Raw genomic sequence first — 12,976 nt, 5'->3', positions numbered from 1 at the left:
AGTCGACATGCTGGCCATGGTGCTGATTGGTGGGTTGCTGGGTTTTCTGGTCGGCGGTCCGTTGGGCCTGTTGATCGGGGGCGGCCTTGGCTACTGGCTCGTCCGGCGGTTGCGCCGGAGCATGCTGGGCCGCTTGGCCGGGGTGCAGGCGCAGTTTCTCGAATCGACCTTCGCGGTCATGGGGTGCATGTGCAAGGCCGATGGCCGGGTATCCGAGGCCGAGCTCGATGCTTCCCGGCAACTGTGGGATCGCCTGCGACTGAGTGAGGAACAGCGTGCCAAGGCGCGGGCCGATTTCACCCGTGGCAAGCGCGAGGACTTCGACCTCGAGGCGGAACTGGCCAAGATCCGCCAGATCGTGGGCAGCCAGCCGGCCTTGCGGCAGGTGTTCCTGCAGGTGCAGCTTGCGGCCATCGCCGCCGATGGTCAGCTTCATCCCTCCGAGCGCGACATGCTGATGCGGGTGGTGCGCGGGCTGGGCTGCTCCGAGGCCGAGATTGCCCAGATCGAGGCCATGCTGAGAGGCGCGGCCGAAGGCGGCGGCACCACGCATGAAGTGTCGCTGGAAGATGCCTACCAGGTACTGGGCGTGTCGTCCGAGGCCAGCGATGCCGAGATCAAGCGTCAATATCGCCGCCTGATGAGCGAGAATCATCCCGACAAGCTGGCCGCCAAGGGATTGCCGGAGAATATGCGCGAGATGGCCAAGGAGCGCACCAGCGAGATCGGCAATGCCTACGAGCGTATTCGCAAGGCACGTTCCGCCGATGCTGCTTGAGGGGGCTGGCGGCGAAGCGGCCTTTACGGACACTTGTCAGACCAGGCCTTCGTCTTCTTTCTTCATCAGAGCCCACGCTTTCCGGAATGTGACATGACGGTTGCCGGGGCGCTTGGGCCGGCATAGGATGCGCGGCGACCCGCCGTCCCGGTGGGGACGTCGCCCTGCCTCGGTCCGGCCAAGCGATTCCGAGGCGTTCTTGCGGTGATCGACAAGAATTCCAAGGAGACCCCAGATGTCTTTCGGTCTGTTTTCCCTCCTGCCGCCCGTGCTGGCCATCGTGCTGGCGCTGGTGACGCGCAACGTGATACCAGCGCTGTTCTGCGGCGTCTGGCTGGGTGCCACCATGCTCAGCGGTGGCAATCCGGCGGCTGGCCTCTATGCCAGCTTCAACGACTTCATCATTCCAAGCGTGGGGGATGAGTGGAGCGTCACCGTCTTGATCTACTGTGGCCTGTTCGGTGTGCTGATCACGGTGCTCCAGCGCACCGGCGGTGCCCAGGCCATCGCCCGAGCCATTTCCGAGCGAGTCGCCTCGCGCCGCGGTGCCCAGGGCGCGACCCTGGGCCTGGGGGTGCTGATCTTCTTCGAGGACTACTTCAATGCCCTGACGGTGGGCAGCGTGATGCGTCCGATCACCGATCGAATGAAGGTCTCCCGTGAAAAGCTGGCCTACATCGTCGATTCGACGTCGGCTCCCATGTGCCTGCTGGGTCCGGTGTCCACCTGGGTGGTCTTCGTGATGGGGCTGATCGGCACGCAGCTGACCTCGATGGGGGTGGACGGTTCCGAGTACCTGATCTATCTCTCTTCCATCCCGTTGAACTTCTATGCCTGGCTGGCACTTGGCCTGATCGCCTTCATCGTCATCACCCAGTGGGATTTCGGCCCCATGGCGCGTGCCGAACATCGCGCCCGGACGACCGGAGAAGTACTGGCCAAGGATGCCACGCCGCCTTCCGACCGGGAGGTTGCCGAGATGGACGTGATTCCGGAGGCCCAGGCACGCAAGCGCAACATGCTGGTGCCGATCGCCGTGCTGGTGCTGATGATTCCGCCGATGTTCCTGTGGACCGGCAACTATCCCGAGAATGGTCTGGTCACCGCCGTGGGTGAGGCCAATGGCGGCCTGTCGATCCTGATTGCCACCTTCGTGGCGGTAGTCGTCGGCCTGGTCATGGGCATGCAGCAGAAGCTCTTCAATTTCCGCGAGTCCATGGATATCGTCGTCTCCGGGATCAAGAGCATGACGCTGGTCTACATCATCCTGACGCTGGCCTGGTCGATCGGCAGCGTGACCTCGGAGCTGGGAACCGCCGATTATCTGGTGACCCTGGCGGAGGCGAACATTGCGCCGAGCCTGGTGCCGGTACTGCTGTTCCTGATCGGTGCCCTGGTTGCCTTTACCACCGGCACGTCCTACGGGACCTTCGCGATCATGATCCCCATTGCCATGCCGGTGGCGATGGCCATGGACCTGTCGTTGTCGCTGGCCATCGCCGCGGTACTCAGTGGCGGCATCTTCGGGGATCACTGCTCGCCGATCTCCGATACCACCATTCTCTCCTCGGCAGGCTCCTCCTGCGATCATATCGACCATGTGCGCACGCAACTGCCCTATGCGATGTGCGCCGGGCTGGCCGGCATCCTGGCTTTTTTCATCGCCGGCCTGACCGATAGCGCCTTGATCGGCGGCCTCGCGGGTGCCGTGGTACTCGTGGTGACCGCCGTCGTGCTGCGCTCCCTCTGGGGTGGGACCCGGTCGCGTGACAAGGCACTTGCCGATTGAACCGAGTTGTTATCGTGCATGAAAAAGGCCCCTCTTAGAGGGGCCTTTTTGCGTCGGGGCAAAAGCACCAGTGCTTCAGTGCCTGGCTCAGGTGGTGGCTTTTCGAGCCGGCGCCAGGGGATCGCCTGTCACGGCGATGTTTGTCTCATGTTGCTGCTGGGCGCGCAGCTTGAGACGGGCCTTGGCCATGGCGTCGCTACCACCTTCGGCGACGAGATCGGAAGACGCATCTGCCTGGACCTGAGCCGTCGGTGCATGCTGGCTGACGGCGGACAGCGGCTCGCTGAACTGCAGGGTCCGCTCGGTAGCGTGATCTGCCTGGGCGGCCAGGGGCAGGGCGGCGAGCAGCAGGCTGGCGGTCATCAGTTTGGCTTTCATCTCGGGTACCTCGCTTGCGATGTTTTGATAACATGCATTCTATTAGCGAGCTAAGTGTGAGACCAGAGAAATATATCGATCGATGCGATCGATACAGGCTATTTATATCGTTCGGGGGGTGCTGTCAGGGCTTTCGTTCTATATCCACGGCGTCGGCCGGCGTGAAATCGCCCAGTGCCATCATGTGGCCGAGCTTGCCGGCCTTGGTGGACAGATAATGCTCGTTGTGCGGATTGAGTCCCGTGGTCAGGCCGACTCGCTCGACCACGTCCACGCCGACCCGGGTCAGGGCCTCGACCTTGCGGGGATTGTTGGTCATCAGCCTGAGCGAATTGATGCCCAGGTGTTCGAGCATTGGCAGGCAGAGGTCGTAGCGGCGCAGGTCGGCGGAGAAGCCCAACTGCTCGTTGGCCTCGACGGTGTCGGCACCCTGGTCCTGGAGATGGTAGGCACGGATCTTGTTGAGCAGGCCGATGCCGCGGCCTTCCTGGCGCAGGTAGAGCAACACGCCTCGGCCCGCCTCGGCAATGCGCTTGAGCGCCTCCTGGAGCTGATAGCCGCAATCGCAGCGCATCGAGAACAGGGCGTCGCCGGTGAGGCACTCGGAGTGCACGCGGCCGAGCACGGGCTGGCCGTCGGCGACATCGCCCAGGGTGAGGACGACGTGATCCTTGCCGGTGGCTTCGTCCTCGAAACCGTGCATGGTGAAGGTGGCCCAGGGTGTGGGTAGCCGGGAAGCGGCGATGTAGCGAATCGTCACGATGTACCTCGATGAAGGACCGGGCGTGGCCGTCGGGATGGTTTCATTCTATCAGGAAGGTGAGTCAGGCTCACGGTCGGGTCTGATGAGTTACAATGGCGGCCACATTTTCCGTGGATGAGCGAACGCATGGAACTCGAGAACGACCGCCTGCTGCGCGCCCTGGCGCGTCAACCCGTGGACCGCACGCCGGTCTGGATGATGCGCCAGGCAGGCCGATACCTGCCGGAATATCGCGAAGTGCGTGCCCAGGCGGGCAGCTTCATGGACCTCTGTCGTGACCGTGACAGGGCCTGCGAGGTGACGCTGCAACCACTGGAGCGCTACCCGCTGGATGCCGCCATTCTGTTCTCGGACATCCTGACCATCCCCGATGCCATGGGGCTGGGCCTGTACTTCGAGACCGGTGAGGGGCCGAAATTCCGCAAGCCGGTCCGTACGGCCGAAGCGGTGGAAGCCCTCAGTCTGCCCGATGTCGAACGCGACCTGGATTACGTGATGAACGCCGTCGCGACCATCCGTCGCGAACTGAATGGGCGTGTGCCGTTGATCGGCTTTTCCGGCAGTCCTTGGACGCTTGCTACCTACATGGTGGAAGGTGCCTCGAGCAAGGACTTCCGCCATGTGAAGGCCATGCTCTATGACACGCCGGACACCATGCATCGGTTGCTCGACCTGCTGGCACGGGCGGTGACGGACTATCTCAATGCCCAGATTCGCGCCGGTGCCCAGGTCGTGCAGATCTTCGATACCTGGGGCGGGGCGCTGTCGACACCGGCCTACGAGGCCTTCTCGCTGCGCTACATGAAGCAGATCGTGGATGGTTTGATCCGCGAGCGCGAGGGGCGGCGCGTGCCGGTGATCCTGTTCACCAAGAACGGTGGCCAGTGGCTCGAGGCGCAGGCGGCGTCCGGTGCCGATGCGCTGGGCCTGGACTGGAGTACCGAGCTTGCCGGCGCCCGGGAACGGGTCGGACAGCGTGTCGCGCTTCAGGGCAACCTGGATCCCAATGTGCTGTTCGCCCATCCCCGGGCGATCCGTGACGAAGTGGCGCGGATCCTCGACAGCTACGGCACGGGACCTGGCCATGTCTTCAACCTGGGGCATGGTATCAGCCAGTTCACCGATCCCGAGCGCGTCACGGCTTTCATCGAGGCCCTGCACGAGTTGAGTCCTGCCTATCATCGGGGATGATGGCGCACCGGATCATCCTATCTTGCGGGCCGTCGCGAACATGCATGCGTGGCCCGTCACCATTCGTTACCTCGAGGATCCATGATGAGCACGTCTCTTGATTCCGGCTGGTTCACCGAAGTCTTCGACAGCCAGGGCAGTGCCTTCGCGTTGAAGGTGACCGACAAGTTGCATGAGGTGCGCAGCGACTACCAGCATCTCGAGGTCTACGCCACCGAGACATTCGGCAACCTCCTGGTGCTGGATGGCTGCGTGATGCTGACCGATCGCGACAATTTTCTCTATCACGAGATGATCGCGCATCCTGCGCTTTTCACCCACGCCGATCCGAAGCGCGTGGTGATCATCGGCGGCGGTGACTGCGGTACGCTGCGTGAAGTGCTGCGCCATCCCGGTGTCGAGAAAGTGACCCAGATCGACATCGACGAGGAAGTGACCCGGGCCGCCGAGCGCTTCTTCCCTTCCCTGACCGAGTCGAACGACGATCCCCGCGCCGAGTTGGCCTTTACCGACGGCGTGCGCTGGGTCGACGAGGCAGAGGCCGAGAGCGTCGATGTGCTGATCATCGATTCCACCGACCCGGTGGGGCCGGCAGAAGGCCTGTTCACGACCGACTTCCTGCGCCGTTGCCATCGCATCCTGCGTCCCGGTGGGGTGATGGTGCAGCAGAGTGAGTCGCCGCTTTACCACAGCGGTTCGATCATCCGGGAGCTGCGCCGTGACATGCGCGAGGCCGGTTTTGGCAGCGTGGCGACCCTGCCGTTCCCGCAGCCCGTTTATCCTTCCGGATGGTGGAGCGTCACTCTGGCCGGCAAGGGCTGCGAGGTGAATGACTTCCGTGAGCGCGACGCCCGGGAGGCTGATCTGCCGCTCGACTACTACACCGCCGAGATACACCGGGGAGCCCTGGCGCTGCCGCCCTTCATGCGACGAGCGTTCGACTGAGCCCCGGTGCCGCCGGCGGTATCGCTATAGTCGCGGCTCGTGGCGGGAAGCGGGCTCCGCTTCGCCGTCACCCGGCGTCAGGGTCGGTTCATCGCCCCCCTGGCGCCAGGTCGATGCCGGCCGGGCGACGCGGGCACTGCCGATGACCTCATCGTCCATCGAGACCGGGCGGGCCGAGGATGTCCAGGCGCGTTCGGCGTCGTGGACGGCCGGGCGTCGATCGAAGGATCGGGTGACCACATCGCCCGGGGCGAAGCCGTTGCGCAGGCCCGCCAGGTGGTAAGGCAGCAGCCACAGTTCGGCGAGCAGACGAACGCCGATCATGGCCAGCAGCAGCATGCCGGCCCCGAGTGCCAGCGGCGGCCAGGCGGCCAGCCAGGTGGTATCGGCGAGCCAGGGGGTGCGTGGCGCCAGCCACAGGCCGCCGGCTACCAGCAGGCCGAGCTGGATGATGGCGTGGCAGAACAACAGGGTGCGTCGCGGCAGGGGACGGCGTGGAAAGAAGAATTGCCGCATATTCGAGTCCTCCGGATAGCGTCGGCGGTTAGGGGGCCGAGGTTGCGCCGGCGCTCCTTGCCGGTGAGCCCGCATCCTACCCTAGACGGCGGCGGCAGGGCAGTGTCCGCGAAGGCCGACGCCGGGTGTCGCCAAGAGCCGTCTCCCGCGTTGCATGATCGCGTGCAATGGTGGCCTCAGGAGTAATAGGGCAGATCGATCTGGTCGCTGCTGCGAATGCCCTCCGTCATGTGTCGGCACTGCTTGAGGAATTCCCGCATGCCGGTGGCCAGGTACTTGTGACGGTGCCAGATGAAGGCAAACTGGCGACTCAGGTCCAGATCGGGCGTCGGGATCTGAACCAGGCTGCCACGACGGAAGGCGTCGCGCAGGGCCAGCTTGGAGACGCAGCCGATGCCCAGCCCCGATTCGACGGCACGCTTGATGCCCTCTGTGTGTTCCAGTTCCAGCAGGGTGTTGAAGCGCCCGCGGCGGTGGCGAGCGGCTTGTTCCAGCGTCAGGCGAGTACCCGAGCCTTGCTCGCGCATGATCCAGGCCTCCCGCAGCAGGCGATCCAGTTCCACCGGTCCCTGGTTTGCCAAGTGGTGGCGCGGTGAGCAGAACACCGCCAGTTCGTCCTCCACCCACGGCTGAGTGATGACATCGTCCTCCTCGCACTGACCCTCGATCAGCCCCAGGTCGAGCTCATGCTGGCGCACCTCTTCGATGATGGTGCGGGTGTTGCGGACTTGCAGGCGGACGCGACTGCCGGGATGGCGCTGCATGAAGTCGCTGATCAGCAAGGTGGCCAGATAGTTGCCGATGGTCAGCGTGGCCCCTACGTCCAGAGTGCCGATGCCTTGCTGCCCGCGCAGCAACTCCTCGACCTCTTCGGCGCGGTCGAGCAGCGCTACGGCCTTGGGAAGCAGTTGGAAGCCCAGCGCGTTGAGCTTGAGCCGCTTGCCGATGCGGTCCAGCAATCGACAGTCGAACTGTCGCTCGAGCTCGGCCAGGGCGGTACTGGCCGCCGACTGGGAGAGTGCCAGGGCTCGGGCGGCTCGGGAGACACTCTCGTGCTGGGCCACGGCCACGAAGACCTCGAGCTGACGCAGGGTATAGCGCATTCGGCTGGCTCCAGAGCATTTCTATTCAAAGTATAGATAAGCTTTATCCATACAATCCATTTAACAGATATTCTGGCCTTCCTTAGAATCAGCTGCAAAGAGTGAATGGCGCATATATGCGCTTCTGGAATATGTAGGAGCCGACATGAGCAAGTTTGCCGAGGAAGAAGTCCTCAGCGTGCATCACTGGAACGACACGCTGTTCAGCTTTCGTACCACCCGCGAGCGTAGCCTGCGCTTCAAGAACGGCCAGTTCGTGATGATCGGCCTGGAGGTGGAGGGCAAGCCGCTGATGCGCGCCTACTCCGTCGCCAGCCCCAACTACGAGGATCATCTCGAGTTCTTCAGCATCAAGGTGCCGGACGGTCCCTTGACTTCGCGGCTCCAGCATCTTCAGGTCGGCGACAAGATCATGGTCAGCCGCAAGCCCACCGGTACGCTGGTCACTGACGACTTGCTGCCGGGCCGCAACCTCTACCTGCTGTCCACCGGCACGGGGCTGGCGCCGTTCATGAGCCTGATCCAGGACCCCGAGGCCTACGAGCGCTTCGAGAAGATCGTGCTGGTCCATGGTGTGCGTACCGTCAGTGAACTTGCCTATGCCGACTTCATTTCCAAGGAGTTGCCCGCGCACGAGTACCTGGGCGAGGAGATCAGCGAAAAGCTCGTCTACTACCCGACGGTAACGCGGGAAGAGTTCCACACCACCGGTCGCCTGACCGATCATATCCGTACGGGGAAACTGTTCGAGGATACCGGCCTGCCGACCATCGATCCGAAACAGGATCGCGCCATGATCTGCGGCAGTCCGGCGATGCTCGACGAAACCAGTGCCCTGCTCGACGAGCTGGGTTTCAACATCTCGCCGCGCATGGGCGACCCGGGCGATTACGTCATCGAACGGGCCTTCGTCGAGAAGTAAGCCACCCGGCTTCGCCGGGAGCTGTGAGCCGTGAGTTGGAAAAATGCCCGGACGTTGTCCGGGCTGGAAGTCTGAAGAACGCGGCTGCACCGCTGAAAGAGGGAAGAAAACCCTAAGAACTCACGGTAGTGAGGTTGAGTCTGGCTTTCCTCTTTCCTTCCTGAGATTACACCGCGTCCTTGTCGGTCTCGCCGGTACGGATGCGGATGACCTGTTCGAGCGGCGTGACGAAGATCTTGCCGTCGCCAATCTTGCCGGTATTGGCCACCTGGGTGATGGCGTCGATGACCTGTTCGGTCATGTCGTCGTCCACCGCGACCTCGAGCTTGACCTTGGGCAGGAAGTCGACCACGTATTCGGCACCGCGATAGAGCTCGGTGTGGCCCTTCTGGCGGCCGAAGCCCTTGACCTCGGTGACGGTGATGCCCTGGACGCCGATCTCGGAGAGCGATTCACGTACGTCGTCGAGCTTGAACGGCTTGATGATGGCGGTCACCAGTTTCATGGTCTTGTCCTCGCATGGTTCGTGTGCCGACGGCGACGCACGCCGTCCTTGCTGGCCTCATTGTGACAGAGCATACACCCGCAGCGAATAGAATAAAAAAGGCCCCCTTGCGGGGGCCAGCAGGAGCACGCCAGCTCACTCGGGATCGCCTCATGTCTTGGCGACATTGAACTCGGGATAGGCTTCGAGGCCGCATTCGGTCAGGTCGACGCCTTCGTATTCTTCTTCCTCGCTGACCCGGATGCCCATGACGGTCTTGAGGATCAGCCAGACGATCAGGCTGGCCACGAACACCCAGGCGAAGATGCCGAAGATGCCGATGATCTGGGCGCCGAAGCTGGCGCTGCCGTTGGACAACGGAACGGCCAGGACGCCCCAGATGCCGACCACGCCGTGAGCGGAAATCGCACCGACCGGATCGTCGAGCTTCAGCTTGTCGAGGCAGACGATGGAGACAACGACCAGCAGGCCACCGAAACCGCCGATCAGGGTAGCGCCCAGGGCGCTGGGCGACAGCGGGTCGGCGGTAATGGAGACCAAGCCGGCGATGGCGCCGTTCAGAGCCATGGTAAGGTCGGCCTTGCGGAACCAGGCCTTGGCCAGGATCAAGGCGGCGATCACGCCACCGGCGGCGGCCGCGTTGGTGTTGACCAGGACCTGGGCCATATTGTTGGCGGAGGTCACGTCGGACACCTTCAGCTCGGAACCGCCGTTGAAGCCGAACCAGCCCAGCCACAGGATGAAGGTACCCAGTGTCGCCAGCGGCATGTTGGCGCCCGGAATGGCGTAGATGGTGCCGTCCTTGCCGTACTTGCCCTTGCGGGGGCCGAGGACCAGCACACCGGCCAGGGCGGCGGAGGCGCCGGCCAGGTGCACGATGCCGGAGCCGGCATAGTCGGAGAAACCGATCTCGGCCAGCCAGCCGCCGCCCCAGGTCCAGTAACCGGATACCGGATAGATGAAGCCGGTCAGGATCACGGCGAAGATCAGGAAGGCCCACAGCTTCATGCGCTCGGCGACCGCGCCGGAGACGATCGACATGGCGGTGGCCACGAACACGACCTGGAAGAAGAAATCGGCGCGGGCGGAGTAGTAGGGGGCGTCGTCACCGCCGGCCAGCACTGCGTCCACGGAATTCTCGCCCCCCAGCAGGAAGCCCAGGCTGGGCAGGACGCCGCCGGCACTGCTGGAGTACATGAGGTAGTAGCCGACCAACAGGTACATGGTGCAGGCGATGGCGAACAGGGCGATGTTCTTGGTCAGGATCTCGGCGGTGTTCTTGGAGCGGACCAGGCCGGCCTCGAGCATCGAGAAACCGGCGGCCATCCACATCACCAGGGCACCGCAGACCAGGAAGTAGAAGGTGTCGAGCGCGTAAGCGAGCTCTGTCATGACGAATGTCTCCGTATCGGGAACAGGCAGGAAGGCGGTCGGCGATCAGACGGCGTCGGCGCCACGCTCGCCGGTGCGGATGCGGATGACGTCTTCCAGCGGGGTCACGAAGACCTTGCCGTCGCCGATCTTGCCGCTGTTGGCGGCATTGCAGATGGCGTCCAGCACGGTATCCAGGCGGTCGTCGTCCACGGCGACCTCGACCTTGACCTTGGGCAAGAAGTCGACGACGTACTCGGCGCCGCGATAGAGTTCGGTGTGGCCTTTCTGGCGACCGAAGCCCTTGACTTCGGTGACAGTGATGCCTTGAACGCCGTTGTCGGCGAGCGCCTCGCGGACGTCGTCGAGCTTGAAGGGCTTGATAACGGCGGTGATCAGCTTCATCCCGGTACTCCCTTGTTCGGTGGGCGCGGCACGTTGCCACGCGGTGCATCGTTGTTCTGATGAAGCGCGAATCGTGCCAGGTGACGGGATAATCCTGATTTTTCATGAGTCTGTGAAAAGCGCGAGGTGTTGCTGAACGCGCCGCGTGCAGTACGGAGAAGGTCCATGCACTGGATTGGTGCCTGGGTGGCGGCGCAATGCCCCATAAGGTGGCGGACGAGAGGAATGCGGTGAAAGGACGCCTTGCGTATCCTGTCAGAAGGTTTTCCCCACCATCCATTCAGGAGAAGCAGTATGGTCAGCCAGGACCGTATCAGCCGCTTGGCCCAGCAGATCGGTGAGCGCCTGCAAGGCGCCTCCCAGGCCCCGGAAGAGGTACAGAAAGGCGTGCAGCAGGTCGTGAAAGGCGCCTTTGACCGCCTCGAACTTGTTTCGCGTGAGGATTTCGACATCCTGATGGATGTCCTGCAGCGCACGCGAGGGCGGGTCGAGGCGCTGGAGAAGCAGGTCGCCGCCCTGGAAGATGCCCTGGACACACCGGCGGCTGCCACCGACGAAGATGCCGAAGAAGTCCGCGAGGCTGCGGCGGACATCGACTCTCTCGAGGCGGACGCCGGCGCCGGCGAAACCGGACGATGAAACCCTGGGCGTGCCCTGTGCCTCTGGTCTAGCCTGAAGAAGGCGCGACAAGGATGTCGCACCGAGCAACAACAGTGGCGCGAGGGAATGCCGATGACACTGGCGATCATTCGCACCCGGGCGGGCCTTGGCCTGGAGGCACCCGAGGTGCTTGTCGAGGTACACCTGGCCAACGGCCTGCCGGGCATTACGCTGGTCGGGCTGCCGGAGGCAGCCGTCAAGGAAAGCCGGGAACGGGTGCGCAGCGCCCTGGTCAATGCCGGCTTCGAGTTTCCGCTGCGGCGTATTACCCTGAATCTAGCGCCCGCCGACCTGCCCAAGGACGGTGGGCGTTTTGATCTGCCCATTGCGCTGGGACTGCTGGTTGCGTCCGGTCAGATTCCCCCTGAGGCTCTGGCGGATGTGGAGTGCGTGGGGGAGTTGGCGCTGGACGGTGGTCTGCGCCCGGCGAGCGGTGTGCTGCCGCTGGCCATGGCCACCCGGCAAGCGGGGCGTCGCTTGATCGTGCCCCGAGCCAACGCCGACGAGGCGGCCCTGGCCGGCGATCTGGAAGTCCTGCCCGCCGAGCACTTGCTGGAGGTGGTGGCCCATCTGCTCGGACAGGAACCCATTACTGCCCACCGGCTGCGAACGCCGCCACGCCGTGACGCGGCGGAGCCAGATCTGCGTGAGGTCAGGGGCCAGCACCAGGCGCGTCGAGCTCTGGAAGTCGCCGCGGCGGGTGGGCACAACCTGCTGTTCGCCGGCCCGCCCGGTACCGGCAAGACCATGCTGGCCAGCCGCCTGCCCGGCATCCTGCCGCCGCTCGGCGAGGACGAAGCCCTGGAAGTGGCGGCGATACGCTCGGTCAGTGGCCTGCCGCTGGCCGAGCAGTGGGGGCGTCGTCCCTTTCGGGCGCCACACCATACCGCGAGTGCCGTGGCGCTGGTCGGCGGGGGGTCTCGCCCCAAGCCGGGGGAGATCTCCCTGGCGCACCATGGCGTGTTGTTTCTCGATGAACTGCCCGAGTTCTCGCGGCACGTGCTGGAAGTGATGCGCGAGCCGATGGAATCCGGACAGATCCACATCGCTCGGGCCAACCATGAGCGTCGCTATCCAGCGCGCTTTCAGCTAGTGGCGGCGATGAACCCTTGCCCCTGCGGTCATCTCGGCGATCCGCGCCAGGCCTGCCATTGCACGGCCGCTCAGATCCAGCGCTATCAGGCACGGCTTTCGGGGCCGCTGCTGGATCGCATTGACCTGCAGGTGGAAGTGCCGGCCCTGCCGGCGGAGCAGTTGACCTCGCGGGAGCCGGGCGAGGATTCGGCAGCGGTGCGCGAGCGGGTTCTGGCGGCACGCGAGCGCCAGTGGGCGAGAGGGGCGCTCAATGCCCACCTGGCGGGACCCGACCTGGAGGCCGCTTGCGCGCTGGGCGGCGAGGACCGTGCCTGGCTGGCCGAAGTGCTGGAGCGGCTGCAACTCTCGGCTCGCGCCTTCCATCGAGTGCTGCGGGTGGCGCTGACCCTCGCCGATCTGGCCGGCGCCCCGCAGCCGGCCCGCGAACACCTGATCGAGGCCATCGGCTATCGTCAGCTCGATCGGTTGCTCAAGGGCGGCTGACCTGGACGATGCCGCCTCTGATCACCGAGAGGCGTGTCAGTGACTCGCCGATTTGCGGGGTGATGAAGGCGC

At 64.2% G+C, this 12,976-nt stretch carries 14 protein-coding genes; 7 read left to right on the top strand and 7 right to left on the bottom strand.

What is annotated here, in order from left to right; translation table 11 throughout:
* Positions 1-7: 7 nt before the first annotated feature.
* Both djlA and HSDC_RS10240 read left to right on the top strand, forming a co-directional pair.
* The gene (gene djlA, locus HSDC_RS10245; protein ID WP_064699853.1) at positions 8-778 is read left to right on the top strand and encodes a co-chaperone DjlA; all 771 of its coding nucleotides are present in this window, start codon (positions 8-10) and stop codon (positions 776-778) included.
* Positions 779-1,013: 235 nt separating this feature from the next.
* A complete protein-coding gene (locus tag HSDC_RS10240; protein ID WP_064699852.1) occupies positions 1,014-2,567 on the top strand; it encodes a Na+/H+ antiporter NhaC family protein in 1,554 nt (517 codons plus the stop codon).
* Between the two features lie 87 nt (positions 2,568-2,654).
* On the opposite strand, the gene HSDC_RS10235 is transcribed toward HSDC_RS10240, so the two are convergent.
* Positions 2,655-2,945, bottom strand: a complete 291-nt coding sequence (locus HSDC_RS10235; protein ID WP_064699851.1) for a hypothetical protein — start codon at positions 2,943-2,945, stop codon at positions 2,655-2,657.
* A gap of 124 nt (positions 2,946-3,069) precedes the next feature.
* Positions 3,070-3,705: a GTP cyclohydrolase II gene (ribA, locus tag HSDC_RS10230; RefSeq protein ID WP_064699850.1), complete on the bottom strand. Its 636-nt coding sequence runs from the start codon at positions 3,703-3,705 to the stop codon at positions 3,070-3,072.
* Between the two features lie 129 nt (positions 3,706-3,834).
* On the opposite strand from ribA, the gene hemE reads away from it, so the two are divergent.
* Together hemE and speE are read left to right on the top strand one after the other, a co-directional pair.
* The gene (gene hemE / locus HSDC_RS10225; RefSeq protein WP_137055260.1) at positions 3,835-4,899 is read left to right on the top strand and encodes a uroporphyrinogen decarboxylase; all 1,065 of its coding nucleotides are present in this window, start codon (positions 3,835-3,837) and stop codon (positions 4,897-4,899) included.
* Positions 4,900-4,983: 84 nt separating this feature from the next.
* Complete coding sequence (gene speE, locus HSDC_RS10220) at positions 4,984-5,844, top strand: polyamine aminopropyltransferase (protein ID WP_064699848.1); 861 nt, start codon at positions 4,984-4,986, stop codon at positions 5,842-5,844.
* Between the two features lie 24 nt (positions 5,845-5,868).
* Here the strand turns inward: speE and HSDC_RS10215 are convergent, their stop codons facing one another.
* Together HSDC_RS10215 and HSDC_RS10210 are read right to left on the bottom strand one after the other, a co-directional pair.
* On the bottom strand, positions 5,869-6,360 hold the full coding sequence (locus HSDC_RS10215; protein ID WP_064699847.1) for a hypothetical protein: 492 nt from the start codon (positions 6,358-6,360) through the stop codon (positions 5,869-5,871).
* 176 nt (positions 6,361-6,536) lie between these two features.
* The gene (locus HSDC_RS10210; protein WP_064699846.1) at positions 6,537-7,463 is read right to left on the bottom strand and encodes a LysR family transcriptional regulator; all 927 of its coding nucleotides are present in this window, start codon (positions 7,461-7,463) and stop codon (positions 6,537-6,539) included.
* 145 nt (positions 7,464-7,608) lie between these two features.
* On the opposite strand from HSDC_RS10210, the gene HSDC_RS10205 reads away from it, so the two are divergent.
* Positions 7,609-8,385, top strand: a complete 777-nt coding sequence (locus tag HSDC_RS10205; protein WP_064699845.1) for a ferredoxin--NADP reductase — start codon at positions 7,609-7,611, stop codon at positions 8,383-8,385.
* A gap of 166 nt (positions 8,386-8,551) precedes the next feature.
* On the opposite strand, the gene glnK is transcribed toward HSDC_RS10205, so the two are convergent.
* The 3 genes from glnK to HSDC_RS10190 form a co-directional block, all read right to left on the bottom strand.
* Entirely contained in the window at positions 8,552-8,890 is a 339-nt protein-coding gene (gene glnK / locus HSDC_RS10200; protein WP_064699844.1) for a P-II family nitrogen regulator, read from the bottom strand.
* 150 nt (positions 8,891-9,040) lie between these two features.
* A complete protein-coding gene (locus tag HSDC_RS10195) occupies positions 9,041-10,282 on the bottom strand; it encodes an ammonium transporter (protein ID WP_064699843.1) in 1,242 nt (413 codons plus the stop codon).
* 45 nt (positions 10,283-10,327) lie between these two features.
* Positions 10,328-10,666, bottom strand: coding sequence for a P-II family nitrogen regulator (locus HSDC_RS10190; RefSeq protein ID WP_013330858.1), 339 nt, complete (start codon positions 10,664-10,666; stop codon positions 10,328-10,330).
* A gap of 294 nt (positions 10,667-10,960) precedes the next feature.
* Here HSDC_RS10190 and HSDC_RS10185 point away from each other — a divergent pair, with 294 nt between their 5' ends.
* On the top strand, positions 10,961-11,305 hold the full coding sequence (locus tag HSDC_RS10185) for an accessory factor UbiK family protein (RefSeq protein ID WP_064699842.1): 345 nt from the start codon (positions 10,961-10,963) through the stop codon (positions 11,303-11,305).
* A 93-nt stretch (positions 11,306-11,398) separates the two neighbouring features.
* Positions 11,399-12,904, top strand: a complete 1,506-nt coding sequence (locus HSDC_RS10180) for a YifB family Mg chelatase-like AAA ATPase (RefSeq protein WP_064700004.1) — start codon at positions 11,399-11,401, stop codon at positions 12,902-12,904.
* Positions 12,905-12,976 lie beyond the last annotated feature (72 nt).

It is taken from the genome of Halomonas caseinilytica, from assembly GCF_001662285.1.
GTDB lineage: Bacteria > Pseudomonadota > Gammaproteobacteria > Pseudomonadales > Halomonadaceae > Halomonas > Halomonas caseinilytica.
The sequence above is the reverse complement of the archived record's forward strand: the minus strand, read 5'-3'. Positions and strand labels throughout refer to the sequence as shown.